At 66.7% G+C, this 25,205-nt stretch carries 23 protein-coding genes, 3 tRNA genes and 2 pseudogenes; 16 read left to right on the top strand and 12 right to left on the bottom strand.

What is annotated here, in order from left to right; translation table 11 throughout:
- Positions 1–77: 77 nt before the first annotated feature.
- Together ACFU4Z_RS12365 and ACFU4Z_RS12360 are read left to right on the top strand one after the other, a co-directional pair.
- Positions 78–449: pseudogene (locus ACFU4Z_RS12365) on the top strand (HoxN/HupN/NixA family nickel/cobalt transporter); the annotation flags it as partial.
- An 86-nt stretch (positions 450–535) separates the two neighbouring features.
- A complete protein-coding gene (locus tag ACFU4Z_RS12360; RefSeq protein ID WP_379062013.1) occupies positions 536–1,603 on the top strand; it encodes an alpha/beta hydrolase in 1,068 nt (355 codons plus the stop codon).
- 15 nt (positions 1,604–1,618) lie between these two features.
- Here ACFU4Z_RS12360 and hisC read toward each other — a convergent pair whose 3' ends face one another.
- Positions 1,619–2,713, bottom strand: a complete 1,095-nt coding sequence (hisC, locus tag ACFU4Z_RS12355) for a histidinol-phosphate transaminase (RefSeq protein WP_379062011.1) — start codon at positions 2,711–2,713, stop codon at positions 1,619–1,621.
- Between the two features lie 95 nt (positions 2,714–2,808).
- Between hisC and ACFU4Z_RS12350 the strand changes: the two genes are divergently transcribed.
- The 3 genes from ACFU4Z_RS12350 to ACFU4Z_RS12340 all read left to right on the top strand — a co-directional run bounded on the left by ACFU4Z_RS12350 (position 2,809) and on the right by ACFU4Z_RS12340 (position 3,840).
- The gene (locus tag ACFU4Z_RS12350) at positions 2,809–3,549 is read left to right on the top strand and encodes a dienelactone hydrolase family protein (RefSeq protein WP_379062009.1); all 741 of its coding nucleotides are present in this window, start codon (positions 2,809–2,811) and stop codon (positions 3,547–3,549) included.
- A gap of 91 nt (positions 3,550–3,640) precedes the next feature.
- A tRNA-Ser gene (locus ACFU4Z_RS12345) sits at positions 3,641–3,730 on the top strand.
- Positions 3,731–3,767: 37 nt separating this feature from the next.
- Positions 3,768–3,840 (top strand) — tRNA-Arg (locus ACFU4Z_RS12340).
- Positions 3,841–3,938: 98 nt separating this feature from the next.
- Here ACFU4Z_RS12340 and ACFU4Z_RS12335 read toward each other — a convergent pair.
- Positions 3,939–4,103, bottom strand: a pseudogene (locus ACFU4Z_RS12335) (site-specific integrase); the annotation flags it as partial.
- Positions 4,104–4,338: 235 nt separating this feature from the next.
- Here ACFU4Z_RS12335 and ACFU4Z_RS12330 point away from each other — a divergent pair.
- Together ACFU4Z_RS12330 and ACFU4Z_RS12325 are read left to right on the top strand one after the other, a co-directional pair.
- Complete coding sequence (locus ACFU4Z_RS12330) at positions 4,339–4,842, top strand: S1 RNA-binding domain-containing protein (protein WP_379062006.1); 504 nt, start codon at positions 4,339–4,341, stop codon at positions 4,840–4,842.
- Between the two features lie 304 nt (positions 4,843–5,146).
- On the top strand, positions 5,147–5,833 hold the full coding sequence (locus ACFU4Z_RS12325; RefSeq protein WP_379062003.1) for a DUF3558 domain-containing protein: 687 nt from the start codon (positions 5,147–5,149) through the stop codon (positions 5,831–5,833).
- A 156-nt stretch (positions 5,834–5,989) separates the two neighbouring features.
- Here the strand turns inward: ACFU4Z_RS12325 and ACFU4Z_RS12320 are convergent, their stop codons facing one another.
- From ACFU4Z_RS12320 to ACFU4Z_RS12310, 3 genes are all read right to left on the bottom strand, one after another.
- On the bottom strand, positions 5,990–6,205 hold the full coding sequence (locus ACFU4Z_RS12320; RefSeq protein WP_379062000.1) for a VOC family protein: 216 nt from the start codon (positions 6,203–6,205) through the stop codon (positions 5,990–5,992).
- 8 nt (positions 6,206–6,213) lie between these two features.
- Positions 6,214–6,942, bottom strand: a complete 729-nt coding sequence (locus tag ACFU4Z_RS12315) for a maleylpyruvate isomerase family mycothiol-dependent enzyme (RefSeq protein WP_379061997.1) — start codon at positions 6,940–6,942, stop codon at positions 6,214–6,216.
- Between the two features lie 64 nt (positions 6,943–7,006).
- Entirely contained in the window at positions 7,007–7,399 is a 393-nt protein-coding gene (locus tag ACFU4Z_RS12310; protein ID WP_379061995.1) for a RidA family protein, read from the bottom strand.
- A gap of 72 nt (positions 7,400–7,471) precedes the next feature.
- On the opposite strand from ACFU4Z_RS12310, the gene ACFU4Z_RS12305 reads away from it, so the two are divergent.
- Entirely contained in the window at positions 7,472–9,046 is a 1,575-nt protein-coding gene (locus ACFU4Z_RS12305) for an esterase-like activity of phytase family protein (RefSeq protein ID WP_379061993.1), read from the top strand.
- On the opposite strand, the gene ACFU4Z_RS12300 is transcribed toward ACFU4Z_RS12305, so the two are convergent.
- From ACFU4Z_RS12300 to ACFU4Z_RS12290, 3 genes are all read right to left on the bottom strand, one after another.
- Positions 9,043–9,750, bottom strand: coding sequence for a DUF998 domain-containing protein (locus ACFU4Z_RS12300; RefSeq protein WP_379061991.1), 708 nt, complete (start codon positions 9,748–9,750; stop codon positions 9,043–9,045). The genes ACFU4Z_RS12305 and ACFU4Z_RS12300 overlap by 4 nt on opposite strands.
- Before the next feature lie 266 nt (positions 9,751–10,016).
- Positions 10,017–10,448, bottom strand: coding sequence for a very short patch repair endonuclease (locus ACFU4Z_RS12295; RefSeq protein WP_379061989.1), 432 nt, complete (start codon positions 10,446–10,448; stop codon positions 10,017–10,019).
- Positions 10,445–11,599 (bottom strand): DNA cytosine methyltransferase, encoded by a 1,155-nt coding sequence (locus ACFU4Z_RS12290; RefSeq protein WP_379061987.1) that lies wholly within the window; start codon positions 11,597–11,599, stop codon positions 10,445–10,447. The genes ACFU4Z_RS12295 and ACFU4Z_RS12290 overlap by 4 nt, the downstream gene beginning before the upstream one ends.
- 357 nt (positions 11,600–11,956) lie before the next feature.
- Between ACFU4Z_RS12290 and ACFU4Z_RS12285 the strand changes: the two genes are divergently transcribed.
- A complete protein-coding gene (locus ACFU4Z_RS12285; RefSeq protein ID WP_379061984.1) occupies positions 11,957–13,207 on the top strand; it encodes a KasA/KasB family beta-ketoacyl-ACP synthase in 1,251 nt (416 codons plus the stop codon).
- Positions 13,208–13,307: 100 nt separating this feature from the next.
- Positions 13,308–15,224, top strand: coding sequence for a long-chain-fatty-acid--AMP ligase FadD32 (gene fadD32, locus ACFU4Z_RS12280; protein ID WP_379061982.1), 1,917 nt, complete (start codon positions 13,308–13,310; stop codon positions 15,222–15,224).
- Between the two features lie 10 nt (positions 15,225–15,234).
- Here the strand turns inward: fadD32 and ACFU4Z_RS12275 are convergent, their stop codons facing one another.
- On the bottom strand, positions 15,235–15,513 hold the full coding sequence (locus tag ACFU4Z_RS12275) for a putative quinol monooxygenase (protein ID WP_379061980.1): 279 nt from the start codon (positions 15,511–15,513) through the stop codon (positions 15,235–15,237).
- Positions 15,514–15,787: 274 nt separating this feature from the next.
- On the opposite strand from ACFU4Z_RS12275, the gene ACFU4Z_RS12270 reads away from it, so the two are divergent.
- From ACFU4Z_RS12270 to ACFU4Z_RS12260, 3 genes are read left to right on the top strand one after another with little or no spacing between them, the layout of a single operon-like run.
- On the top strand, positions 15,788–17,635 hold the full coding sequence (locus ACFU4Z_RS12270) for an ABC transporter ATP-binding protein (RefSeq protein ID WP_379061977.1): 1,848 nt from the start codon (positions 15,788–15,790) through the stop codon (positions 17,633–17,635).
- Positions 17,632–19,680 carry an ABC transporter ATP-binding protein gene (locus ACFU4Z_RS12265; RefSeq protein WP_379061974.1) on the top strand — a complete coding sequence of 683 codons (2,049 nt, stop codon included), beginning with the start codon at positions 17,632–17,634 and terminating at the stop codon, positions 19,678–19,680. Before ACFU4Z_RS12270 ends, ACFU4Z_RS12265 begins: the two co-directional genes overlap by 4 nt.
- Positions 19,681–19,716: 36 nt before the next feature.
- Positions 19,717–20,319, top strand: a complete 603-nt coding sequence (locus tag ACFU4Z_RS12260; RefSeq protein WP_379061972.1) for a putative glycolipid-binding domain-containing protein — start codon at positions 19,717–19,719, stop codon at positions 20,317–20,319.
- A gap of 195 nt (positions 20,320–20,514) precedes the next feature.
- Here ACFU4Z_RS12260 and ACFU4Z_RS12255 read toward each other — a convergent pair whose 3' ends face one another.
- Positions 20,515–21,465: a prephenate dehydrogenase gene (locus ACFU4Z_RS12255; RefSeq protein WP_379061970.1), complete on the bottom strand. Its 951-nt coding sequence runs from the start codon at positions 21,463–21,465 to the stop codon at positions 20,515–20,517.
- Positions 21,466–21,523: 58 nt separating this feature from the next.
- Between ACFU4Z_RS12255 and ACFU4Z_RS12250 the strand changes: the two genes are divergently transcribed.
- A complete protein-coding gene (locus ACFU4Z_RS12250; RefSeq protein WP_379061967.1) occupies positions 21,524–22,063 on the top strand; it encodes a tRNA adenosine deaminase-associated protein in 540 nt (179 codons plus the stop codon).
- A 52-nt stretch (positions 22,064–22,115) separates the two neighbouring features.
- Positions 22,116–22,550, top strand: coding sequence for a nucleoside deaminase (locus tag ACFU4Z_RS12245; protein ID WP_379062533.1), 435 nt, complete (start codon positions 22,116–22,118; stop codon positions 22,548–22,550).
- Between the two features lie 22 nt (positions 22,551–22,572).
- On the opposite strand, the gene ACFU4Z_RS12240 is transcribed toward ACFU4Z_RS12245, so the two are convergent.
- On the bottom strand, positions 22,573–23,160 hold the full coding sequence (locus tag ACFU4Z_RS12240) for a hypothetical protein (RefSeq protein WP_379061965.1): 588 nt from the start codon (positions 23,158–23,160) through the stop codon (positions 22,573–22,575).
- A gap of 876 nt (positions 23,161–24,036) precedes the next feature.
- Here ACFU4Z_RS12240 and ACFU4Z_RS12235 point away from each other — a divergent pair.
- A tRNA-Ser gene (locus ACFU4Z_RS12235) sits at positions 24,037–24,127 on the top strand.
- Positions 24,128–24,389: 262 nt separating this feature from the next.
- On the opposite strand, the gene ACFU4Z_RS12230 is transcribed toward ACFU4Z_RS12235, so the two are convergent.
- On the bottom strand, positions 24,390–25,184 hold the full coding sequence (locus tag ACFU4Z_RS12230; protein WP_379061963.1) for a TetR/AcrR family transcriptional regulator: 795 nt from the start codon (positions 25,182–25,184) through the stop codon (positions 24,390–24,392).
- Positions 25,185–25,205: the final 21 nt, after the last annotated feature.

The raw sequence follows: 25,205 nt of genomic DNA, 5'->3' as shown, positions 1-25,205 counted from the left end.
CATCGCCGCGATCGATATCACCACCGAAAGCTGGTGGCAGAGAACGGTAGCCAGAAAGTCCAAATGGTCGGTTTCTGGTCCGCAAGCCGTGTCAGATGTATCCGGTCGGCCTGTTGTCCGGGCTCGGCTTCGACACCAGCACCGAGGTCGGCCTCGGCTCGCGGGCGGCGCGGCCGCGACCGAGTTGTCGTGGTACTCGATTCCCGTACTACCAGTGTTGCTTTCGGCGGACATGGCGCTGTTGATCGGCCGGACGGGAGATCATGTCGATCTCCGTCGATAAGCTCGAGGTCGAATCGGGGGTCATCGGATGGCACGGGAACCTGGATCCAGGTGATCTGGGCTACATCGTCGTCGGTCTGTTCGTAGTGACCTGGGCGGTCGCTGTGGCGGTGTGGCGCTTCGCCGAGGTGGAACGGCGCTGGCAAGACGGCGTCTGCGCCGACTGAGAATTAAACGTGGCGCAGATCACTCCTCGCGCTGGTGGTGGTACGGCGGCGGAGGCCACCTTCGCATTTCTGGCAGGATGGCAACCATGCTGTCTCGGCGCGGGGTGCGGCGCTGGGTGTCCAGCGCCATGGTGAGTGTCGCACTGATAACGGGTGCGGTGGTGATCGGCGCGTCATCGGGATCGGCGGCGCCGGGCGATGTGCCGCGACCGAGCACCGGATCCTCGGACGGGCCCGGTCCGGCCGAGCCGACGACCGCGCCCGCGCCCCTGGCGTCCATCGATCACATCGAACCGATCAATGATCGCTGGTTGCGGGTGTACGTGGACTCGCCCGCTATGAGCCGCGTCGTCGAGGTGCAGGTGCTGCTGCCGCGTGAGCGCGACCACGCGCGCCCGACGGTCTACATGCTCGACGGTCGCGCCGCGAACCCGACCAGCAACAACTGGACCGAACAGGGGCACGCGGAGGAATTCTTCGAAGACAAAGACGTCAATGTGGTGCTGACGGTGGGCGGCCCGGCCAGCTTCTACACCGACTGGCAGCAGCCCGATCCGGTGCTCGGCACCAACAGGTGGGAAACGTTCCTCACCAAGGAGCTGCCGCCGCTGGTCGATGCGAAATTCGAGGGCAACGGGCGCAATGCGGTCATGGGTGTCTCGATGGGCGCCGAGGCCGCGATGATGCTCGCCTTCCGGCAGCCGCGGCTCTACGCGGCAGTGGCCGCGCACAGCGGCTGTTTCTCCATGGGAACCGACTTCGGGCAGGCACAGGCCCGCACGATCGTGGCCACCTACCGCGGCAAGCCGGACAATATGTTCGGCACGCAGAACGATCCCGCCTGGCTCGCCCACGACGTCATGTTGAACGCGGAGGCCTTGCGCGGCAAGGCAATCTACCTCTCGGTGGGCAGCGGCCTGCCCGGCGAGTACGACACGCCCAACAACCCGGAGATAGTCAGCACCATCGGATTCGGTGGTCCGCTGGAGGCCGCCACGAATGTGTGCACGCAGCGGCTCGCCGAACGGTTCGCCACGCTCGGTATCCCGGTGACCTCGCACTTCCGGCTGACCGGAACCCACTCGTGGCCGTACTGGCGTGATGAACTCGCCCGGTCGTGGCCGACGGTGTCGCGGGCCCTCGGCGTCGCCTAGCCCAAGCGCGAGCGTTCAGCCGAACTGTGCCGCGCCGCCGAACTCGGCCGCGACGCTCGGATCGGTGGCGAAGCGCAGGAACTGATCGTTTTCGTGCGGGTCGCCGATCGTCACCCGGACGCCGTCGACGCCGTAGGGGCGCACCAGCACGCCGGCCTCGGCGCTCGCCTCGCCGAACTCGGCGCTGCGCGCACCGAGCGGAAGCCACACGAAGTTCGACTCGCTCGGCGGTACCGAGTAACCGGCCGCGAGCAACGCGTCGCGGATTCGCTCGCGTTCGACGACGAGAGTGTCGGTCCGGTCCAGCAGTTCGTGCCGCGCCTCCAGCGAGGCGATCGCGGCGGCCTGTGCGACCCGGTTCACGCTGAACGGGATATGCACTTTCAGTAGCGCGGTGATCACCGCTGGATCGCCGACGGCGTAGCCCGCCCGCAGGCCCGCCAGGCCGTAGGCCTTGGAAAAGGTACGCAGCACAACGACATTGGGCCGGGTACGGCCGAGCTCGATGCCGTCGGGGTGGTCCTGCGGTGTCAGCCGCAAGTACTCGTAATAGGCCTCGTCCAGCACGATGAGTACCTGCTTCGGGATCGCGTCGAGGAAGCGCTCCAGCCGATCCTTGCCGAGCGCGGTGCCCGTCGGGTTGTTCGGATTGCACACGAAGATCAGCTTGGTGCGTTCGGTGACCGCGGCCGCCATGGCGTCCAGATCGTGCTCCAGCTCCGGGGTGAGCGGCACCCGCACCGCGGTCGCATTGCCGACCTGGGTGACGATCGGGTACGCCTCGAACGAGCGCCAGGCGAACAGCACCTCGTCGGTCGGCGTGGAGCAGGTGATCTGCACGAGTTCCTGGCACAGTGCGACGCTGCCGCAGCCGACGGCGACATTCGACGTGGTGACGCCGAGGAAGTCCGCGAGCGCCGTGCGCAGCTCTATGGCCTGATTGTCCGGATACCGGTTTGCCGATTCGGCGGCCTCCGCGATCGCCTTCGCCGCGGCGGGCAGCGGACCGAAGGTCGTTTCGTTGCTGGCCAGCTTGACCGCGCCGGGATGGTTGCGGCCAGGGACGTATGCCGGAATGGAATCGAGGTCCGGCCGGATCTTCGCGCTCACTCTCCAAGCCTATGCCGGGCACCGGAAAATCTGTGGGTAGGGCCGCTCACGTGCAATTTCTCGCGCAGAACAGGATGTCGCCCTACGCTTGTTCCATGTCGGGCACTTATGACGATATTGCGCCGCTGCGCCGTGGCGACGACATGATTTCCGATCCAGACGCGGAATTGCCGGTGGACAACCGGCAACAAGCGGCCGATAAACAGGTACCCATCACCGTGACCGAGCCGGAGGGCAATGCCCGCGGCGGGATCGTGGTGCTGCACGAGTCCCGTGAGTTCACCGGGTCGTTGCTGGAGCTCATGGCCGCGCTGGCGACCGAGGGCTGGACGGTGGTCGCGCCGAACCTTTTCCATCGGGTCGACGGTGAACCGGCTGCCGAGGTCTTCGGCGACGAGCTGTTCGAGGATTTCGACGCCTGCTTCGACTGGCTGACCCGCCGTGGTGTGTTCCCCGACTGCATCGGCGTGCTCGGCTTCGACCACGCGGGCACCGCGGCCTTCCTCGTCGCCACCAACCGGCCGATCGGCGCCGCGGTGAGCGTCGCGGCGCCCGGCATCGTCGAGCCGCTGACCGACCGGGCCGACGCCCTTGTGAACGCCGCCCCGAATCTGCAGGCTCCCTGGCTCGGCCTCTACGGTTGCGACGACCCCGCCACCCCGCCCGTCGACGTCGACAAACTGCGCGACGCGGCCGCCCGCGCCGCGGTGGCCAGCCTCGTCATCAGCTACCCCGGCTTGCAGCATCGCGCCGATCGCCCCGGCCTCGACGACGACATCGATTTCATCGACCCGCAAACCAGGATTTTCGACTGGTTCGACAGCAATCTACGCTGATAACCAGGCGTTTTGCGATCTGGACAATAGCTGCTGTAACCTTCATGCTCGGCGGTTCGAAAGGACCGGTGCCCTCGAAGAGAAGGCTCCAGGAGGCGTGCCAGAGCGGCCGAATGGGACTCACTGCTAATGAGTTGTCCCTTCACGGGGACCGGAGGTTCAAATCCTCTCGCCTCCGCCACAACCCCGGTTCGCCGGGCAACAACTGAACACCGCATGCGCCCGTAGCTCAACGGATAGAGCATCTGACTACGGATCAGAAGGTTAGGGGTTCGAATCCCTTCGGGCGCACAGAAATCGGCCCCCGAGCTGCGATAGCAGTTCGGGGGCCGATTGGTAATCAAGGTGTTTTGCCCCGAATCCGGTACTTTGCCCATACAAACGAGCCGTTACTTTCCCTCGGCGTATCGGTCCGGGGTGCTCCGAACATCCGGTCCCTGAGTCTGCCGCTGAAGGTAGTGCTGCTCGGTGGTCGACAGCTTCGCGTGCGACAGCTGAGCCTGAGCCGGACCGAGGTCGGTTCGAACCACTGTCGCCACCGTCCGCCGGAAGGCAGGCCTTATCGGGCAGGCGGGTGAGCCAGCCCCTGATGTGCAACCCAACCCCTAACAGGGCCAATGGTGGTCGCCGAGCACGCGCGACAGGCGGCATGAGCGTACGTTCCGGCGCTACTCGACTGCCATGGCGCGACGTTCCGCCGGGTAGTTGAGCGGGCTGAGCGTGTCATGAAAGGCTGCACAGATGGACTGGCGGGCCGAGAGCCCCGAACTGTGGGCGTTCCTGGGGTCATTGCGGCTCGGCGAGATCCTTTCCGGCACCGTCACAGCGATTGAATCGTTCGGCGTGTTCGTGGCGTTGGATGATGGCCCCCCGCATCCGCTCTACCCGGGCGTCGGGTTCATCACGATCCCAGAATTGTCCTGGAGACGTTTCGAAGCGGCTTCCGACGTTGTTCAGGTCGGGCAGCGCGTTTCCGGTGAATTCCTGCAGTTCGACACCTGGAATGCCGAGGCCAGGCTGTCTTTGCGAGCAATGCGGCCCGACCCCTTCCATGCCTTTGCCGAGTGCACCACCGTCGGCAGGGAACTACACGGGCACGTCACCAAGCTGGTGCCGTTCGGCGTCTTTGTCCAAGTGGCGGGTGGGATCGAGGGGCTGATTCATCGCCGAGACCCCACCCTGACGCCGGACGATGTCGTCCAGATCGGGGACGATGTCATGGTCGTTGTCACCCATGTCGATCGGGAAAAACGTCAGCTGTTCCTCTCCCGACAAACCACCGGTCGGCTCTGAGCTTCGAGCACCCTGGATCAGGAAGGGCTACCGCCCCAGTACGGCCGAAGTCGCCAGTTGTGCACTCAACTCGGCATTTGCGTGCGTTCGGCAGGCCGCGGTCCGATCTGCTCGGCTCGACCCGTAAGCGGCGCGCAGACAGCCGGCTAATCGGAGATGATCAGCACCTTTTGGCGGCGGAACACGTGGACCGCTGACTTGCTGATGTCTTCAGCTCTGCAATGATCCTGTGTAACAACCTGTTCCGAAACGCGAATATGCATTCATGAGTCGTAGGACAACGCGATCGATCAGCGTCGCAACGATGGCACTCGGTGCCGCACTGCTGCTTGCCGGATGTGGTCCCGCCTCGAACGGCAGCACGTCCGCGCCGAGCACCCCGAACAACACGGTCACCTCGGCCAATGCAGTCACCGCGACCACAGCGGCGCCGACATCGGTTCCAGCCCCGGCGACGACCGTCGCGTCCGAGTCCACGACGGCGGCGCCGGGCACCGATGCCCCGGCGACGACCGTCGCGTCCGAGTCCACGACGGCGGCGCCGGGCACCGACACGGATCGGCCCGCCGGCAGCTGGAACCCTTGTGACACTCCCGATTCCGCGCTCGCGAGTGCGGGCTTGAACGTCGCCAGCGAGCAATCGATCTCGAATCCCGGTTTCCCCACCGAGAAGTCCTGCAAATGGAAGACCGCCGACAACGCGCTCGAGTTCTACGTCATGGCCTACGGCACGCCGGTAGGTGAGCTGCGCCAGACCGGTAAGTACGTCGACTTCAGTTCGGTCACGGTGGCCGGCCGTAAATCTCAGCAATTCCGTGCGGCGCAAGACACTCACAAGCTCGGGTGCTACATCGCGGTGCCAGCGTCTTTCGGTGGTGACATTTTGCTCTTGGCGTCACGAATCTGGAACCCTCAGGGCGGCACCGACGGATTCAACTCCTGCGACGATGCCCAGCGCATCGCCAACTCCCTGGTCAACCACATACCCTGACGCACTAACGCCCGGGTGCAATGGTCCTGCTCATCTTTGCCCGAAGCCTATTCTCGGACACACCGACCCACGCCCCTGTCAGTGCCAGTTCTGCTGCGTGAACCCAGGGATCAAAGGGCCGATTCGAGGGGTGGCTGTTTCTTTTCCATCCCTGGCTCAGGACTGGTGGGCCGACTTGATGATGCGGAACTCCGCGCCGAAGGGGTCACGCAGTCCGGCCATGTGGCGGAATGGCGTGTCCTGCGGGGACAGCGTCACGGTGGCGCCAGCGGCGGTGGCACGTTGCAGAGTCGCGTCGGCGACGTCGACGTAGGTCAGCCAGGCGGATTTGGGCGCGGACGGCTCGTCCTGGATGCCGCCATGGCGGCTCATGCGTTGTGTCACTTCCAGGCGGGGAGCGCCGGGAGGTCGCCGATCAGGTCGGTGCCGGTGGATCGGCCGAGGAGCCAGGCCAAGAGGGACGTGGCGGGGCCGCTGATGGTGTGGGAGGGTGCGGTGGCGCCGATGGTCGCGGTGAAGCCGGTGTCGGTGGCGTGGATGGCGAATGGCGCGGCGGCGGGGTCGGTCGCGGCGGCCTTGGTCAGGTCCGCGGCGGCTCGCGGGAGCAGGCGGGTCACGAAATCGGTTGGCCAGTCGGCGGGTTGGTAGCCTGCGGCCAGGTCGACGTGATGGATTTCGACCTCCTGCAGCCGCATCCAGATCACCTCGGTCGCGGGGATGGGCCTGCCCTGCCTGGTGCGGACGATGGCTTCCCACGCCTCCGCGGGCGCCTCCATGGCGAGGGTGAGCCAGCGGGTGGCGGCCGCCTCGTTGTCGGCGAGCTGATCGGCCAACGGGCGTGGGGCGCCTGCCTCGATATCGGCATCGCGGATGTGCATGCTTGCGTACTGGGGTGTCTCGTTGCCGGTGCGGGCCCAGATCAGCAGGTTGACCAGGCTGTCGGCATTGCGGGCCAGGTGCGCGAGTACGTGTCCGCGCGTCCAGCCGGGCAGTAGCGAAGGACCGGTGATGTCGCTATCGCTGAGACGGCGCGCGGTGTCGAGGAAGCGGGTCGTCGCCTCGGCGACAGTGTCGAGCTGGACGGTGGTTTCCGGAGCATCGCTTGTCACGATGCCGACCCTAGCGACCCGGGCTCGGCCCTGCCCCGTAAAGCGCGGAGTCCGGCAGGAGTGACTACTCGCCGATGACCGCGTCGGCCTCGATCTCGACCAGCAGTGCCGGGGTGATCAGTGCCTTGATCTCGTACATGGAAGCGGCGGGACGGATGTCGCCGAAGACCTCCGCGTGTGCCTTGGCGATCTCCGGCCAGCGGGAGATATCGGTGACGAAGATGCGCGTGCGGATCACATCCTCGAGGCTCGCGCCCGCGTCGGTGAGCGCGGCGGCGATGCGGCGCAGGACTTCCCTGGTCTGCTCGCCGATATCGGCGCCGCCGACCGCGCCCCCGCCGGGGAGCGAGGCGGTGGTGCCGCTCACCGCGATCACGTTGCCGAGCCGGACGGCGCGGGAGTAGCCGACGATGTCTTCGAACTCGGAGGCCGAGGAGATATTCACACGAGCGGTCATGAAGACATCATGGCATCGACTCGTCACTCGGACTTCTTTCCATCGTCGGATCGACACGGTAGGCAGACAGGCGTGAACGCTCATTCTCGTCCTTGCATCGCCGCAGTCGCCGTTCTGTGCGTCGGCGTGCTCGCCGCAGGCTGCTCGGCTTCGGACCCGGAGGTGAACTTCACCGTGGCCGAGGACCAGCCGCTGGTGATCTCGCTGGATGATCTGCTCGGCGCGACGGGTGGCAGTGCCGCCGTCGCCCTCGCCGATCCGCGACACGGCTCGCTCAGCAGGCGCACCGACGGTGCGCTCGTCTACCAGCCGAAGCCCGGATATACCGGTCCCGACGAATTCGGCGTCACCACAACCGATGCGGTCCGTGTGTACACCACCGACCTGCCGCCGCTCGGCGAGTTCGGCGGCGCCACCGTGCAGGCCAGCGGTTTCGGCTCGGCATGGACGCCGGTGCCGGGATCGAAGGACGAGTTCTACGGCCTCACCGACCGCGGCCCGAATGTCGACGGTCCCGGCAAGAACGAGAAGCTTTCGCCGACACCGGGATTCGTCCCCAAGATCGGCCGGTTCAAGCTGGTCGGCAACCGCGCGACGCTGCGGTCCTCGATCGATCTGCACACCGCGAACGGCACCCCGTTCAATGGCCAGGTCGATGTCGCGGCGAGCACCGGTGAAACCATCCGCGACCTCGCGGGCGTCGTGCTGCCGCCCACCGATCACGGGCTCGATCCGGAGGGTCTGGTCGCGCTGCCCGACGGCAGCTTCTGGGTTTCCGACGAATACGGTCCGTTCCTTGTGCATTTCGACGCCAAGGGCGCCGAGATCGAGCGGCTCGCCCCCGGCGCCGGACTGCCCAAGGAGATCGCGCTGCGCACCCCTAATCAGGGCATGGAGGGCCTGACCATCACCCCGGACGGCGGCACCCTCGTCGGTATTGTGCAGAGCGGCCTGAAAACCCCCGGACTGGATGGCTCGGCCAAGGAGGTGCCGATGACCCGCATCGTCACCGTCGACCTGAAAACCACAGCGCTGCGCGAATTCGTCTACCCGCTGGAGAACCCGAAGCAGACGAAGGTCGCGGTTTCGGAGATCACCGCGCTGAGCCCGACCACTTTCCTGGTCGACGAACGTGACGGCGAGCTGCCGCCCACAGCGAACAAGAAGCTGTGGACTATCGACATCTCCGCCGCCACCGATGTCGGCCCGCAGTCGAAGGTGCCCGGCGCGCAATACGATCCGGAACGCGGCGGCCTGCTGATCGACGGCAAGCCGCTGGAGACCCTGGTCGGCGTGGTGCCGACCGCCGAGGGCAATGCGGCGTTGAGCCGGGTGGGCGTCAACCCGGTCGCCAAGACCGAGAACCTGGATCTCACGGCACTTGTCACCGGCCTGAATGCCGACGGTGAGTTCTACGGGCACGACAAAATCGAGGGCATCGCGACCCTGGACGGCGGTAAGACGATCTACATCGCCAACGACAGCGACTTCGGCTTGGCGGGCAGCAAGGGTGAGCAGCCGCCGTTCGGGCTGAAGCCCAAGACCCTGCCGGACGGTGTCCAGGACACCGGCGAGATCCTGCTCGTGGACACCGGCAAGCTGCCCGCGAAGCTCGACAGCCACACGGTGCGCCTGCGGGTCGGCTAACTATCCGGGTCGGTCCATTCCCGACCCTCCAGAATCACCGCGGCGGCCAGCGTGATCAGCCATAGCGACATCGATCCGACCTGGATTCGCTGGGCGATGCCGAGCGCGTAATTGCCGGTCAGGTTGTCGGCGACCAGCATCCATACGGTCGCCGCCGACCCGATCGCCAGCACAACCAGACCGGCCTCGCGCAGGATCCGCCAGCGGTGGTACCGGAACGCCGCGAGGCTGAAGGCGAAGGCGGCGACCGCGATGGCGGTCACCGCGATGGTGCTCGTCAGCGCGTGCGGCTGATGCAGCTGCGGGAACAGTTCGCTGCCGCCTCCGCCGCACGCGGCATTGTCCTGCGGGGTGCAGTCGCGCAGCGGCAGCAGCACATCGCCGACGGTCGCGGCGCCGAAACACAACAGCGCCACCCAGCCGACGGTGGTGAACCGGCGCCGGGGAAACAGCAGGAGCCCGGCAATGGCCGCGGGAATCAGCAAGGCGCCGACGATCTTGTCGGCCGACGCGAATATCTCCCGGTAGGGCTTGCCCTCGGCGTCCAGTTCGCTGAGGAAAGAGTTCACCGGGTCGATGTCGATGGGCAGGAAGAATTCGAGCAGCCACGACGAATAGCAGAGTCCGGCGATCGCGATGGCCGCTGCGATGAACCAGGAGGCCACACGTACCCGCCGCTCGGCGATCTTCCGGCTACCACTCACCCGACCCATTGTCCTGTTCATTTCCGGTCCGGACACCGATTGGTCAGTGTGTCCCAACCGACATGGCTCGCACATCATTCCCAACCTGCGCACAGGATCCTGTCAGGTCTATCGGACACCCTGTGGGGGAGACAACACCGAAGGAGTTCCCATGATTGCTTTCGCGACTGCCCTTGGCGGGATCGCTGTGATGTCCGCAATGGCGGTATCGGGCTATCTGGCCACCCATGCTCCGCGCACCTTGGTCCGGGTGCGTCACCGGTAATTCAGCGACCGGCCTCGATAACGGTCTGCACCCGATTCGCCGCCGTCACGGCGTCTTCGTGTTCCCACACGCGAACCACTTGCCAGCCGGCCTCGGCCAGCGCCGAATCGGTGGCGCGGTCTCGCGCCACGTTGCCGAGCAGCTTCTTCGCCCACCATTCCGCATTGTTCTTGGGATCGGTGGCGTGCTGCGGACAGCGATGCCAGAAGCATCCGTCGACGTAAACCGCCACCCGCAGCCGGGGAAACACCAGATCGGCCCGGCGACGCTGACCGGGTAGCGGCGCGCGATCGACGAAATACCGCAATCCCCTCCTGTGCAGTTCCCGGCGCAGCGCGAGTTCCGGCTCGGTTCCGCTGCGCCGCTGCCGCGCCATGCGCGCACTCGTCGCCGCATCGGTCGTCGGCCGCCGTGCCGAAGCGTCCGCGCTCATGCCGCCCAGCCGCCCATTCGATCGAGATGGCTTTCCATATCTGCCAGGAAGCCGGGCGGAAATCGCAGACTGCCCATACCTGTTCTGCGCAGAAATCCGGCGGTCGCGCGCGCGGAGAGCAGCCGGGAATCGGTGAGGAAATTGCCGAGATCCTCATACGGCTCGTGCACCGGCCAGGTCGACACCGGGACCCGGTGGGCAACACCGCGGCGACCCCACGCGGCGGTCGGCCACGGCTGGCCGGGCGCCAGCGGCTGATCGTCGGGAATCGCGCCGTTCGGGTCGGCGAGGCGCGCGCCGACCCACTCCGCCATCCGGACATTCACCGCGTTGCCCACCAGCTTCCAGCGATGCCCCTGCCGAATACCCGGCGCATCGGTCGCGGGCGCGGTCCAGTCGGAATCGAAGCCCTGCAAGCGTTCTCCGTCGACGATGCCCGGCGTGACCACCTCCCCGGACGGCAGCCGCACCGCGGGCGGGCTCGCGATGCCCAGCGCCGAGCCGCCCTTGATGGTGGGGATCGCGTTCACCGCCCAGCCGAGTCCACGCACGCCTTCGGTCCAGTAGAAGCCGCACGGATCTCGTTCGGGATCGCCGACGGTCCGCTCGCCCGCGTCGTCGCCGAACAGGACCTGGCGCGGGTCCTCGATGCGGGAGGCGAGCATCAGCACCCGCTGCCGACGCTGCGGCAGCCCGAACGCGCGCGCGTCCACCACCCGATAGGCCCAGGTGTATCCGAGTTCCTCGAGCGCCTCGGTGATGTGCCGCATCGCCGCGCCACGACCGAGCTGCAACATGAACGGCACGTTCTCGATCAGCAGCCAGCGCGGCCCGCGCTTGCGGCGCACCAGCCGGAACACCTCGTCGACGAGGCCGGAGCGTTTACCGGTGATGCCCGCGGTGCGTCCGGCCTGCGAGAGGTCCTGGCAGGGAAAGCCCGCGGCGACGAGTTCGGTGTCTGCGGGGATGGCGCGCAGCTTGGTGATGTCGCCGTGCAGCGGCACATCGGGAAAGCGCGCGGCGAGCACAGCCTGGGCGCCCGGCTCGATCTCGCAGAGCAATTCGGTGTCCCAGCCGTGCGTGCCTAGTCCGAGCTCCAGCCCGCCGATACCGGCGAACAGCCCGACCATCCGCCCGCGCGTCACAGTCATCCCTTTCCGCGATCCCACGAGGGGCGCTGTTAGGCCGTAGCGATTGCTTGCAGGTCGCTCGAAAGGACCAGCAGCGATTGCGAACCAGCAGCGATTGCTTGCGGCGATTGCGCTCCGTGCTCGCACAGCAGGTTACTCGAGCCGGGATCTCGGTGACGGCCGCCCACCCGGCCGCGTGTCCAGTACCGAGATCCGGACGCGCGCACCGATAATGCCAATGGGCTATCGGCCGGGTATCGTCATGGCCGTTCGACGGCAGGAGGCGAATCCGCTCCTGGCCACTGCTGACCTTCCGGCGCTCCAGCGTCGACGCGCAGTTCCCGGTTTATCCCAAGTGACGCCAGGAAAGTGAGCGATATGCAGATTCCGTCCACCAAAAACGGGGCCTACCCCAGCGTCGTCGTCACCAGTCTCGCGGCGACCACCTCGATCGCCGGCGATGTCGATTCCACCTGGAAGGGCCTGCTCAATGGGGAGAGCGGCATCGACGTCCTCGAGGACGACTTCATCGACGACTTCGGTCTCCCTGTCCGCATCGGCGGCCACCTGAAGGTCGCACCGAGTGCGATTCTGTCCAGGGCGGAGGCGCGGCACCTGTCCTACGTGGAGCAGATGGCCGTCTGCCTCGCCCGCGAGGTCTGGCGTAATGCGGGCAGCCCGGAGGTGGACGGGGACCGCCTCGGCGTCGCGATCGGCACCGGCCTCGGCGGCGCCGAGGCCATCATCGACGCCCGCGACAAGATGGAAAACGGTGGCTACCGCAAGGTTTCGCCACTCACCGTGCAGGCGATCATGCCCAACGGCGCCGCCGCCTCCGTCGGCTTGGAGCTCGGCGCCCGAGCCGGTGTCGTGACGCCGGTGTCGGCCTGCTCGTCCGGGTCGGAGGCGATCGCCAACGCGTGGCGGATGATCGTGATGGGCGATGCCGACATGGTCGTCACCGGCGGCGTCGAGGGCTCCATTCAGGCGCTGCCGATCGCGGCATTCACCATGATGCGCGCGATGAGCACGCGCAACGACGACCCGAAGTGCGCGTCGCGGCCGTTCGACGTCGATCGCGACGGCTTCGTCTTCGGAGAGGCGGGCGCGATGATGATCGTCGAGACCGAGGAGCACGCCAAGGCGCGCGGCGCGACCATCCACGCGCGGCTGATGGGGGCGGGGATCACCTCCGACGGTTTCCATCTGGTTGCTCCCGACCCCGAGGGTTCCGGCGCGGCGCGCGCGATGACCAGGGCGCTGCAGAGCGCCGGATTGACCAAACACGATGTCGACCACATCAATGCCCACGCGACCGCGACCCCGATCGGTGACACCGCCGAGGCGCGCGCGATCGGCAAGGCGATCGGCAACCACGCGTCGGTGTACGCGCCGAAATCGGCACTCGGACATTCCATCGGCGCCGTCGGCGCGCTCGAGTCGGTGATCACCGTGCTTTCGGTGCGTGACGGCATCGTCCCGCCGACGCTGAACCTGGAGAATCAGGATCCGGAAGTTGACCTCGACATCGTCAAGGGTCAGGCAAGGGCCGGGCGCATCGAGTACGCCGTGAACAACTCTTTCGGCTTCGGCGGACACAACGTCGCACTCACTTTTGGCCGGTTCTGAGTGACCCGGGGCCACCGGACCTGCTAGTCTTCCCGGCGCTCCTGTGTCTGTCTGTGTTCAGTGTCATGGCTTAGTGCGTGCGTTGGAAAAGGATAAGGCGATGATCGGCGAAACCTTCGGCGACTATTTGGACGAGCAGGGCAATATCACGATCTTGGGTGACAAGACCCTGATCGACTTCGTCGACAAGCACAGCGCGGAGAACGGTGACGGACTCGCGTACCGCTATATCGACTACTCACGGGAACGTGATGGTGAGTACCTGGACCTGACCTGGCGCGAGTTCGGCGTCCGGCTGCGGGCGGTCGCGGCTCGACTCCAGCAGGTGTCGAAGTCGGGTGATCGGGTGGCGATCCTCGCCCCGCAGGGCCTCGACTACGTCGTGTCGATCTTCGCGGCCGTCTACGCGGGCAATATCGCGGTGCCACTGTTCGATCCCGAAGAGCAGGGCCACACCGATCGCCTGCACGCGGTGCTCGGTGACTGCGCGCCCGCGGCGATTCTCACGGTCGGATCCGCCGCGTCGGGGGTGCGGAACTTCTTCCGGCATCTGCCCGCGGCGCAGCGTCCACGCATCATCGCCGTCGACGCGATCCCCGACAGCGTCGGCGCGACATGGGTGCGCCCGCAGATCAATATCGACAGCGTGGCCTATCTGCAGTACACCTCGGGGTCGACGCGGACGCCGACGGGCGTGGAGATCACCCACCGCTCGGTCGGCACGAACCTGCTGCAGATGATCGATGCCATCGGCGTCACCGAGAACTCGCGCGGCGTCACCTGGCTGCCGCTGTTCCACGACATGGGTCTGCTGTGCGTGATCCTGCCGACCATCGGCGGCGGCTTCATCACGATCATGTCGCCGAGCGCGTTCGTGCGTCGGCCCTACCGCTGGATCAAGGAATTGGCCGCGGCCTCCGACGGCGCGGGAACCTTCGCCGCCGCACCGAATTTCGCGTTCGAGCATGCCGCGGCCCGAGGCAAGCCGAAGGTGGGCGAGGCGCTGGATCTGTCCAATGTGATCGGCTTGATCAACGGCAGTGAGCCGGTATCGGTGTCGTCGATGAAGAAGTTCAACGAGGCGTTCGCGCCCTACGGTCTGCCGAAAACCGCCATCAAGCCGTGCTACGGCATGGCGGAGGCGACGCTGTTCGTCTCGGCGACCAAGTACCAGGACGAGGCCAAGGTCGTCTATGTGGATCGCGGCGAGCTCAACGGCGGACGCATGGTCGAGGTCGAGCCGGGCACTGACAACGCGATCGCCCAGGTTTCGTGCGGCTACGTCGCGTTGTCGCAGTGGGCGGCGATTGTCGATCCGGAGACCGGCATCGAGCGCGCCGACGGCGAGGTCGGCGAGATCTGGCTGCACGGCGAGAATATGGGCATCGGCTACTGGGGCCGCCCGGAGGAATCCGTCGCGACTTTCCAGAACAAGCTCACCAAGCGGCTACCCGACGGCAGTCATGCACAGGGCACTGCTTCCGACGCGAAGTGGATGCGCACCGGTGATTTCGGCGCCTACTTCGACGGCGAGCTGTTCATCACCGGCCGGGTCAAGGATCTGGTGATCGTCGACGGCCGCAACCATTACCCGCAGGATCTGGAGTTCTCGGCGCAGGAATCCAGCACCGCGCTGCGCCCGGGATTTGTCGCGGCGTTCTCGGTGCCTGCGAACCAGTTGCCCGCGTTGGTGTTCGAGCTGGGCAGTCACTCCGGGCTGAACTACGACGCCGACGACACCTCCGAGCAATTGGTCATCGTCGCCGAGCGCGGCTCCGGCGCTGGCAAGCTGGACCCGCATCCGGTCGCGGACACCGTGCGCGTGGCCATCGCGCAACGGCACGGCGTCACCGTTCGCGACGTGCTGCTGGTGCCCGCCGGTTCCATCCCGCGCACCTCCAGCGGCAAGATCGCCCGCCGCGCCTGCCGGTCCGCCTATCTCGAGGGCACCCTGCGCGGCGGATATCAGCAGCAGGACTTCCCGGACGCGCCGAGCGATCAGCAGACGGCCGTGTGAGAAACCGACGCTACAACCGGGTTTCGTCGGTGTAGTCGAATTCGCGGACCTCGGCGCCAAGGATCTGGGCGTCGAGGTCGCCTTCGGTGCCTGCGCCGCGGAACCGGTCGAGCGCGGTACGGGTGGACCAGCGCTCGTAGACGTTGACGCGATCCGGTTCGACCAGATCGGCGCCGAGGCTGAAATCCAGGCAGCCCTCGGTCGCGCGGGCGAGCTCGACGACCTCGCGGCAGCTCGCGAGGTACTTCTCCCGGTCGGTGACGCGCAGGTAGCCGGCGACGATGATCACTTCCGGAGTCTATGCCCGGCGGGTCCGGCGCGTGCTTGCTTGACCTCGAGATAACTCGAGGTTGTTGGCTGTGGACATGACTGCGGTTCCGACCTGCCCGAGCGTGACTTCCCTTGCGGATACCGGTGCGCCGGTCGCGGACCAGCCGGAAAATCGGTTGGCCGGAGCGCGCGGCAATGCGACGCTGGATTGTCGGACCTCGATGCGAACATCATTGGGAGGTCTGTTCGCGACACCGCCGATCCACAGACCACGAGGGGGAGCTTTGTCTGTCATGCTCGAACGGCCGTCGGTCGAATCGGAGGCCGATAGACCAGAGCGGCTCGCTGCCGCCGCGCCTGGACGCTTGCATTCGCTGCGTCGGTTTCTGCCATATCTCCGGCCGTCTCGCGCCGCGCTGATCGGCGCGACGGCGCTCGCCGTGGTCGCCACCCTGACCGCGATCGTGATCCCGCTGCTGATCGCGCGCATCATCGATGGCCCGATCGCCCATCGCGATTTCTCCGGCGCGGTCCTGCCGGTGCTCGCGGTGCTGACACTCGGCCTGCTGGAGGCACTCGGCGTGTGGGGACGCCGATGGCTGGTTTCCAAACCCGCGACACACTTCGAAATCTCGATGCGCGCCAAGATCTTCCGCAAACTGCAGTCGCTGGCGATCGGGCGCCACGACGCCTGGGAATCGGGACAGCTGCTCTCACGCGCGATCGATGATCTGGCCACGCTGCGCCGGTTCGTCGCGTTCGCGGGCCCGTTCCTGGTGCTGCACTTCGTCATCATTCCCGTCGGCCTGCTGGTGCTGTGCGCGCTGAGCTGGCAGATCGGGTTGATCTTCGGGATCATCTCGATCCCGCTGGTGTACATCTGCACGCGGTTCGTGCGGCGCTATGAGGTGGCGTCGCGGCGCTCGCAGGATCAGTCCGGCGATCTTGCGACAACGGCCGAGGAGTCGGCGCAGGGCGTCCGGGTGCTGAAAGCGTTCGGCCGCGGCGTGTTCTTCGGCGGGCGCTTCACCGCGCAGTCGCGCGAACTGCAGCAGACCGAAATGCTCAAGGTCCGGCTGGACGCGACACTGTGGTCGGCCATGATGAGCCTGCCGCAACTGGCGATCGCCTTCGCGCTCGGCTACGGCGGCTACGCCGTCGCGCACGGCACGATGACGCTCGGCACCCTGGTCGCGGCCATCACGCTGTCGACGTTCCTGCAGTGGCCGATCATCTGGACCGGATTCCTGCTTGCCGAGCTCAATGATTCGCGCACCGCTGCGGACCGGTACTGGGAGATCATCGACACTCCGGTCGACATCACCGATCCCGCCGACCCGGTGGAGCTGCCCGCGCATATCGCGGGCGAGCTGACTTTGGACGGAGTGCGGTTCGCCTTCCCTGACGCGAAAGGGGAGGTGCTGCACGATGTCTCGCTGAAGGTGCGCCCTGGTGAGACAGTGGCGCTCGTCGGCGCGACGGGCAGCGGAAAAACCGCGCTGCTCAACCTGATTCCTCGGCTCTACGACGTCTCCGACGGTGTCATCACCATCGATGGCATCGATATCTCCGCGATGCGGGTGTCGGATCTACGGTCGCTGGTCTCGGTCGCATTCGAGGATCCGGTGCTGTTCTCGGCGAGCGTGCGCGAAAACGTCGCGCTCGGTGACCCCGAGGCCACCGATGTGGATGTGCGCCGCGCGCTCGACATCGCCCAGGCCGCGGACTTCGTGGATGACCTGCCGTGGGGGCTCGACACCAGGATCGGTGAGCAGGGGCTCAGTCTCTCCGGCGGTCAGCGTCAGCGACTCGCGCTGGCCCGCGCGGTGCTCGGCCCCGTCAGCGACAACGCACAGAGCACTCGACATGGCAGGCAGGGCCTGGGTGATCGGACCCGGATCATGGTGCTCGACGACCCGCTGTCGGCGCTCGACGTGGAAACCGAAGAGCGCGTGCAGGAACGGCTGCGCACCGTGTTGGCGGGAGCGACCACGCTGCTCGTCGCGCATCGGCCGTCCACTGCGGCGCTGGCCGACCGGGTCGCGGTGCTCGCCGACGGCCGGATCGTCGCCGAAGGCTCCCACGATCAACTACTCAAGACCAACAGCCGTTATCGCGAGCTGATGGGAGGTGAATCATGACGACGGAAGCGGAGGCGACCACGCAGCGGGAGGCCGAACCGGCCACCCGGGATTCGGTCGCCGATTGGCGCGGCATCGCCAGTGAGGACAAAGAGGTCACCCAGACCGGAAACCTGGTGCTGGCCGGTCGATCCCGGCGACTGCTGCTCGATCTGGTCCGGCCGTACCGCAAGACCGCGGTGCTCGCCATGGTGCTGATCGTGGTGGACAACGCCGCGATGGTTTCGGCGCCGCTGTTCATCGCGCACGGTCTCGACACCGGCATCGCCGAGGGAGCCCGCGGCAACTGGACTCCGTTGGCGCTCACCGTCGCCGGTTACCTCGGCACAGTCGGCCTCGGCGTGCTCACCACGTTCTTCTTCCTGCGGGTCTCCGGCACACTGAGTCAGAGCGTGCTGTTCGACCTGCGGGTCCGCTCGTTCGAGCATATGCAGCGGCTCAGCGTCGCCTTTCACGAGAAGTACACCTCGGGCAAGGTTGTCGCCCGATTGACCGGTGACATCGAGACACTCCAGGAACTGCTGGAGAGCGCGCTGAATCAGGCACTGAGCGCGATCCTTTCGGTGCTCACCATCGCGGTCCTGCTGGTCTATCTCGATCAGACACTCGCCGCGATCGTGCTCGTCGGTTTCGTCCCACTGGTGCTCGTCACGCGCTGGGCGCAGCGCAGGCAGCGCGCGGGCTATCGGCGCACGCGCGGCGCCATCGCGAAGGTCGTCGTGCAGTTCGTCGAGTCGATGGGCGGCATCCGCGCGGTGCAGACCTTCCGGCGCGAACAACGCAACGAATCGGTACTGGCACTGGAGGATTCGGAGTATCGGCAGGCCACCACCGCCGCCATGCGCGGCATGGGGGACTACGCCGGACTCACCCGGCTGCTCGGCAACCTGACCACCGTGATCGTCATCGTCGTCGGTGCGTGGCGGGTGATCGAGGGTGACCTCGCGGTCGGTGTCCTCGCCGCGTACCTGCTGTACCTCAATGAGTTCTACGGTCCGCTCGACGAACTGGCCCAGGTCTTCAACTCCTATCAGTCCGCGGCGGCGGCGCTGGAGAAGATCTCCGGTGTGCTGGAGGAGGAGCCGTCGGTGCCGGAACCGACCGAGCCGACCTCACTCGGCAAGGCCGCGGGCGCGATCGGGATGGATCGCGTGTGGTTCGGATACGACTCCAGTGCGAACCGGCCCGCGGAGACCGGTGCGCAGCAGGTCGACGGCGGCGAGAATGCGCGGCCCGACGATGCCGAGCCGCTGCCCGCGGTGGGCCCGGCCGCGCCCGCGGTGGGTGGCGAAAACACAAAGACGCTGCGGCCCAACGGCATAGCGCTCGACAAGGAATCGAAGCCGGAAGGCAGGTCCCGCACAGTGCTGCCGGAGTTCACCTTGGACATCCCGGCGGGCCAGGTGATCGCCCTGGTCGGCGCGACAGGTGCGGGCAAGTCGACACTGGCCAAGTTGCTGACACGTTTCTACGATCCGTCCGGCGGCACGGTGACCCTGGACGGCATCGACCTGCGCAAGCTGACCGACGTCGACCTGCGGCGCAATGTCGTGATGGTGACCCAGGAGTCGTACCTGTTCTCCGGATCGGTGGCCGACAACATCCGGCTCGGCAGACCCGACGCCACCGACGAGCAGGTGTACGCGGCGGCCCGCGCGATCGGCCTGTACGACTTCGTGCAGGCGTTGCCCGAAGGGTTCGACACCGATGTGCGCAAGCGCGGCGGCAGGCTCTCGGCGGGCCAGCGGCAATTGGTGTCATTCGCGAGGGTGTTCCTCGCGGATCCCGCGGTGATCGTGCTCGACGAGGCCACGTCGAGCCTGGACATCCCGAGCGAGCGGCTGGTCCAGCAGGCATTGGAAACGGTGTTGCGCGACCGCACCGCGGTGATCATCGCGCACCGGCTCTCCACCGTCGCCATCGCCGACCGGGTGCTGGTGCTGGAATCCGGCAGGATCGTGGAGGACGGCACCCCCGACGCCCTGATCGACGGCACCGGACGGTTCGCCGGTCTGCATGCGGCCTGGCGCGAGTCGCTGGTGTGATGCGGGGCCGACGGCCGCGTCCCTTACGGTAGATACGTGACGAACCCAGCCTCTGGCCCTGACAGCCAACCGGCATCGCGGTGGCCGGCGATTCTCACCTGGCGTGCGCACAACGCCGTGCGGATGGAGTCGGTGCGCGTGACGCTCAACGGCAACCGCATCCGCGCCGCGGGCCGGATGATCGGTGGCGCCTGCGCGGACCATCCCTCGTTCAGTGCCTCCTACGATCTGGTCACCGATGAGAACGGCGTCACCAAGCGGCTGTCGCTGCGCAGCACCACCGCGGCGGGGGAGCGGCACGCGTCCATCGCACGCGACGAAGAGAACTACTGGCTGGTGGATGCGGGTGGCAGCCACGTGCGCTCCACCTTCGCGGGTGCGCTCGACGTGGATGTCGTACTGAGCCCGTTCTTCAATACCCTGCCTATCCGCCGTTTCGGCATGCAGCACGCGGTCGGCGATGTCCAGGTGCCGGTCGTCTACGTCCGCCTTCCCGATCTGCTCGTCCAGGAAGCCAGCCTTACGTACAGCAGCGGCACGGATGGGATCAGCGTCCTGTCGCCGGTCTCCAGCGCCACTGTCACCGTCGACGCCGACGGCTTCCTGCTGGACTACCCGGGCCTGGCCGAGCGAATTTGACGGCGGCCCCCGCCGGTCGGTGACGCGTGACCGGAAGCACGGTTGATCGCTCCGACCATGCCCGGTCCACTCATGGACGACTGTCGCCGCGGACGCCTTTCCCCGCGGATCGGCGCTGAGGCTGCGCATCGAGCGGAAGCTGCCCGCGTAGGTCGAAGCTCGATCAGCATCGCGGTCAGCCGAACATGCGGCCCCTCAGTCCAGGCTGGTGATGACCCCGCCGCGCCGACCAGCGTCGCGCAACCGCTCCAGCCAGTCGTGGCCGCCAGGACGGATGCCGGTGATCTCCCAGCGTTGCGCCGTTTCGTAGCGCTGTCGTGCCGCGAACCCGGCGTCGACGAGATCCGCAAGCGATCCCGTCTCTCGCAGGCTGTCGCGGGCGGCGGCGAGCACCGTGAGCGTGTCGTCCAACGTGGCGAGTAGCGCCCCGGAATTCGGTTCGCAGATCGCACGCACCAGGTCCGGCGCGGTCCCCGCCACTCTGGTGCCATCGCGGAACGAGCCCGCGGCGAGCCCGAGCGCCAGCTCCCCGCCGCCGTCACCCGCGATCGCGAGCGCCTCGGCCAGCACGTGCGGCAGGTGCGAAATCCTGGCGACGGCGCTGTCATGCTCGTCCGCGACAACCGGCACGACCACCGAACCGCAGGCCAGCGCAAGCCGCACCACGCGCGTCCATGGTTCCGGGTGCGTGCCCTCGTCGACGCCGACCGCCCACGCCGCGCCGTGAAACAGGCCAGGATCGGTGGCGGTCCAGCCGGATTCGGAGGTGCCCGCCATCGGATGGCCGCCCACATAGCGCGCGGACAGCCCGTGCTTGCGCACCGCCGCCGCCACCGGAGCCTTCACGCTCACCACATCGGTGAGCGTGCACCTCGGCGCGAAGGCGGAAACCTCCGTGAGGATGTAGTCGACCGCGGGCATCGGCACCGCGACGACGATCGTCGCGTCGGTGTCCGCGGCCCGGGTCAACGCGCCGAGCAGATCGCCGGTGACCTCGAATCCGTCGGCGCGTGCGGCCTGCGCACCCGGCTCCGACCGGTTGTATCCCCAGGCGTCGAAGCCCGCGCCGACAGCCGCGCGAAGCAGCGAACCCCCGATCAAGCCCGTCCCGAGGACGCACACGGGTGCTTTCTGGTCACGAGTCACCGGAACAGATTCGCATACGACTTCAACATTTCGGCTCGAGCCGACTACCGTTGCGGCCATGGCAGCACAGCGCTCGGGCACGAACAGGGCGGCGTCGGATGATTACGACGACGTAGAAGGGTTCGCAGTGGCCGTTGTCCGCGAAGAAGGGCAATGGCGGTGTAGTCCGCTGAGTTCGGCTGCACTCACCGATCTGTCGGCGGCGGAGAACGAGCTCAAGGCATTGCGCAGTTCAGGCGCGGTGTTCGGACTGCTCGACATCGATGACGAGTTCTTCATCGTGCTCCGGCCCGCGCCCAGCGGCACCCGCATGCTGGTATCGGATGCGACGGCCGCGATCGACTACGACATCGCCGCCGATGTGCTCGAGGCTCTCAATGTCGAAATCCCGGATATCGACCCCGACGAACTCGACGACATCGAGCCATGGGAGGAAGGCGACCTCGGCGTCCTCGCCGATCTCGGCCTGCCCGAACCCGTGCTCAGCGTGATCCTCGCCGAGACCGACCTGTACCCGGATGAACAACTCGGCATGATCGCCCAGCGGCTCGGCTTCTCCAACGAGCTGTCGGCGGTGCTGGACAAGCTGCCGCGCTGACAGTGTGCCGTCCGACGTGGGCTTGCTGAGAGACGGTCTCTCCGACTCCGACATGGTGCGCGCCGCGATCGCCGCCGCAGGCGACGCGGGCGTCCGTGACGTGCCGGTGGGCGCGGTCGTATTCGATTCGGCGGGCCGTGAACTCGCTCGCGCGGCCAACGCGAGGGAAGCCCTCGGCGACCCGACCGCCCACGCGGAAATCCTCGCCCTGCGCCGCGCCGCGGAGGTGCACGGCGACGGCTGGCGCCTGGAAGGCATGACCCTCGCCGTAACCCTGGAGCCATGCACAATGTGCGCGGGCGCATTGGTGCTTGCCCGGGTGGGCCGCCTGATCTTCGGAGCCTGGGAACCCAAAACTGGCGCCGTCGGCTCCCTGTGGGACGTAGTCCGTGACCGCCGTCTGAACCACCGCCCTCAGGTCCGTGGCGGCATCCTCGAGTCGGAGTGTGCGGCCCTTCTCGACGATTTCTTCCGCGCCCAACGCTGAGCCCGGACAGCGGAGCCTCAGCTCAGGTACTCGGTGCGTGCCAATCCCTCGGCCGGAAATTGGGGTTGGGGATGATTCCTGCCGAAGGGTCCTCGGGGTCTATCAGGACTCCCTTGATCTTGTCGGCCGGAATCCCTCCCTGGTATGCCACTTCGTGTTCGTCCCTTTCCGTCACTGCGTCGTTCAGCTTTTTCCACATGTTCGCGTCGACGCCTCCAGGAGCATCCTCGATGACATAGACGTGCCCGCCGTCTTGCCTGAACGCATTTGCGGCGGATAGCTCTCTCGCTGTCGCCACGTAGTTCGAGTCGTCGACTTCAGCTAGGTGGTCCAGGAAATCGGTGTTGTCGCCGTGCGGTTCGAAGCCGTGTTGGAAAATCTCGGCCGGCGGTCGCTGGTCGCCGCGGTAGGTCTGTGGCCAGGCGTACAAGCGTCCGCGATCGAACGGGCCGTATGGCGCCCAATGGCGACCGCTGTCGGTGAAGGTCTGCTCGAATATTCGATCGGCCCAGTCACCCATGGCCATGGCGTGTGCTCGCCCGGAAACCCCCTGCCGGCGGAGATCGTCGTCCATCATCCGCATGGCTTCGTCCCAAGCCCGCTCGTCCACAAAGCGACTGTCGTCGGCGAGGTGCGGGCTGACGTGCTGCTCTGCCCAGGAACGAATGTCTTGATAACTCTGCGGTGAGTCCCTGTCCAGCGTGAGTCGGGGCCGCGGCGGCGGGCTCGATACCACGTCGAATTCATTGTCGATCGCGCCGAACCTGCCGGCGATATCGTTGTTGGTGCTGTCGAGTTCGCCGGCAGTGTGGCGCAGTCCGCCGGTGTCCGAGTAGATCCGGCCACTGACCCCGCCGGTCAGAGCCCGCGCCGCACTGACGCACCGGTGGGCAGCGCCCAAGAGAACCTCCTGGATCCTCTCGAATCCTGCCACGCCGCCGCTGCCCCTATTCGCGTATCTCCAGCCCGTCTTGCCAGCATCAATGTGCCGGATTTCCGTTCAGGATCAGGCGAATGTATCAGCGATCGCTATCAACGCGAGTGCGGTTCGGAATTGCCGGACGCGGCCGGGTCCGCGGCAGCCTACGGCATCGTCGGTTTGGTTAATCCCTGGCATTACAAGGGGTTTCGGGATCCACGCAAGCGCATCGGGTAGTCCGGTGAAACCGCTGTCGTCACCAACCGCCGCGACATAAGGGCACAGGGTCGGCTGCGCGAACCTCATCACAGAGCACCCGGAGCAGTTGGCACCCGTACTGAGCTTTCTCGAAGCCCGCAGCATTGCGGAGCCACGGTAGAGAAGGCCCCAGGGCGATGCGCGAGCAACTCCGTGCCGCACGTCACACTGTGCGGAACGCCGGAGGGTGAAGGGCTGAAACAAAACGTTCAGTGCCGGACTCTGGGCTTCCGTGGCCGCAGAACCTGCGCATTTCCCGCCTTTGCAGGCGATTTATCGATCCGGCGGTGGTCCGGTATGGTTGTCGGCGGTGGCGTGTCCGAGCGGCCTAAGGAGCACGCCTCGAAAGCGTGTGAGGGGTAACCCCCCTCCGAGGGTTCAAATCCCTCCGCCACCGCCAAAGCCCCTCACCTGCCCGCGCAGGTGAGGGGCTATTTTCTTCTCTGTAGTAGGGGATTTGGTCTTGGCCGTGTCGACCGGTCGACATGTGCCTCGATGAAATCGGACTGGTGCTGGACCGAGCCTTGGGGCTCAGGAATCTGTGTCGGCAAAACCATAGGCGAGGACTCGGCGAGGTCACCGCGCGGGCAGCCGCGAGATTCGGCCGTCTGTCAAGCTTTTCGTCGGTCTTGAAGACAGCGGCCACCCGTCCGTCATCGTGGTCAGGATGGGTGCTGCGCGCAGGATGGTTGTGCACCATCCGGGATGGGCACCGCCTGTCCGCTCTGGGCGGGAAGGCTGGCGGCGATGCCGTTGAGCACACGGTCGAGCCCGTACCGGAAGCGCTCCTCGGGGGGTAGATGCGGGATCCGCGCCTGTCTGATCGAACGATTGAACATCGGGTACTGTCCGCCGGCGACGATCCGTGCGACATACGGTCCGACGTAACCACTCATCCACTGGGCCATGTCCATGCCGGTGCGGCGGGCTTCTTCCAGCCATCCGATCTCCCGGTGGACGGCGCTGTGAGCGTAGTCGCTGACCATTCCGACGAGGCTGGCGATTTCATCGATGTCCAGCCCGAAGCCGTCGAGTACGGACATTGCGAATTCCTGCACGCGCAAGGAGTTCGGCCCAAGGGCGGGGCGCCGATTGGCGAGGATGATCTGCCAGGGGTGGCGCAAACCGACCGCGCGGATTTGCTCAGCGACGAGCGACAGGTCGCTGCGCCAGTCTCCGCTCGTTTGTGCGGGGAGGTCGATCTCGCCCAAGGCGGCGTCGATCATGAGGTCGACCAAGTCGTCGCGGCCGGTCACATACCGGTACAGCGACATCGCGCCGGTGCCGAGTTCGGCGGCGATTCGCCGCATCGTCGCGGAATCCAGGCCCTCCTCGTCGGCGACCCTGACGGCGGCCTCGATGATCTGGGCCCGACTGTAGCCAGGCCGACGACCCGGACCGGAACGCTCCAGCTCCTCCGGGCGCATCCAGATTGTCGTGTTCTCCTGGCTGGACATGCACTTCCCCTTTCTTGCGTA

The organism is Nocardia sp. NPDC057440, assembly GCF_042802915.1.
GTDB lineage: Bacteria > Actinomycetota > Actinomycetes > Mycobacteriales > Mycobacteriaceae > Nocardia.
Note: the sequence above shows the minus strand (reverse complement) of the source record. Positions and strands in the feature narration are given on the sequence as shown.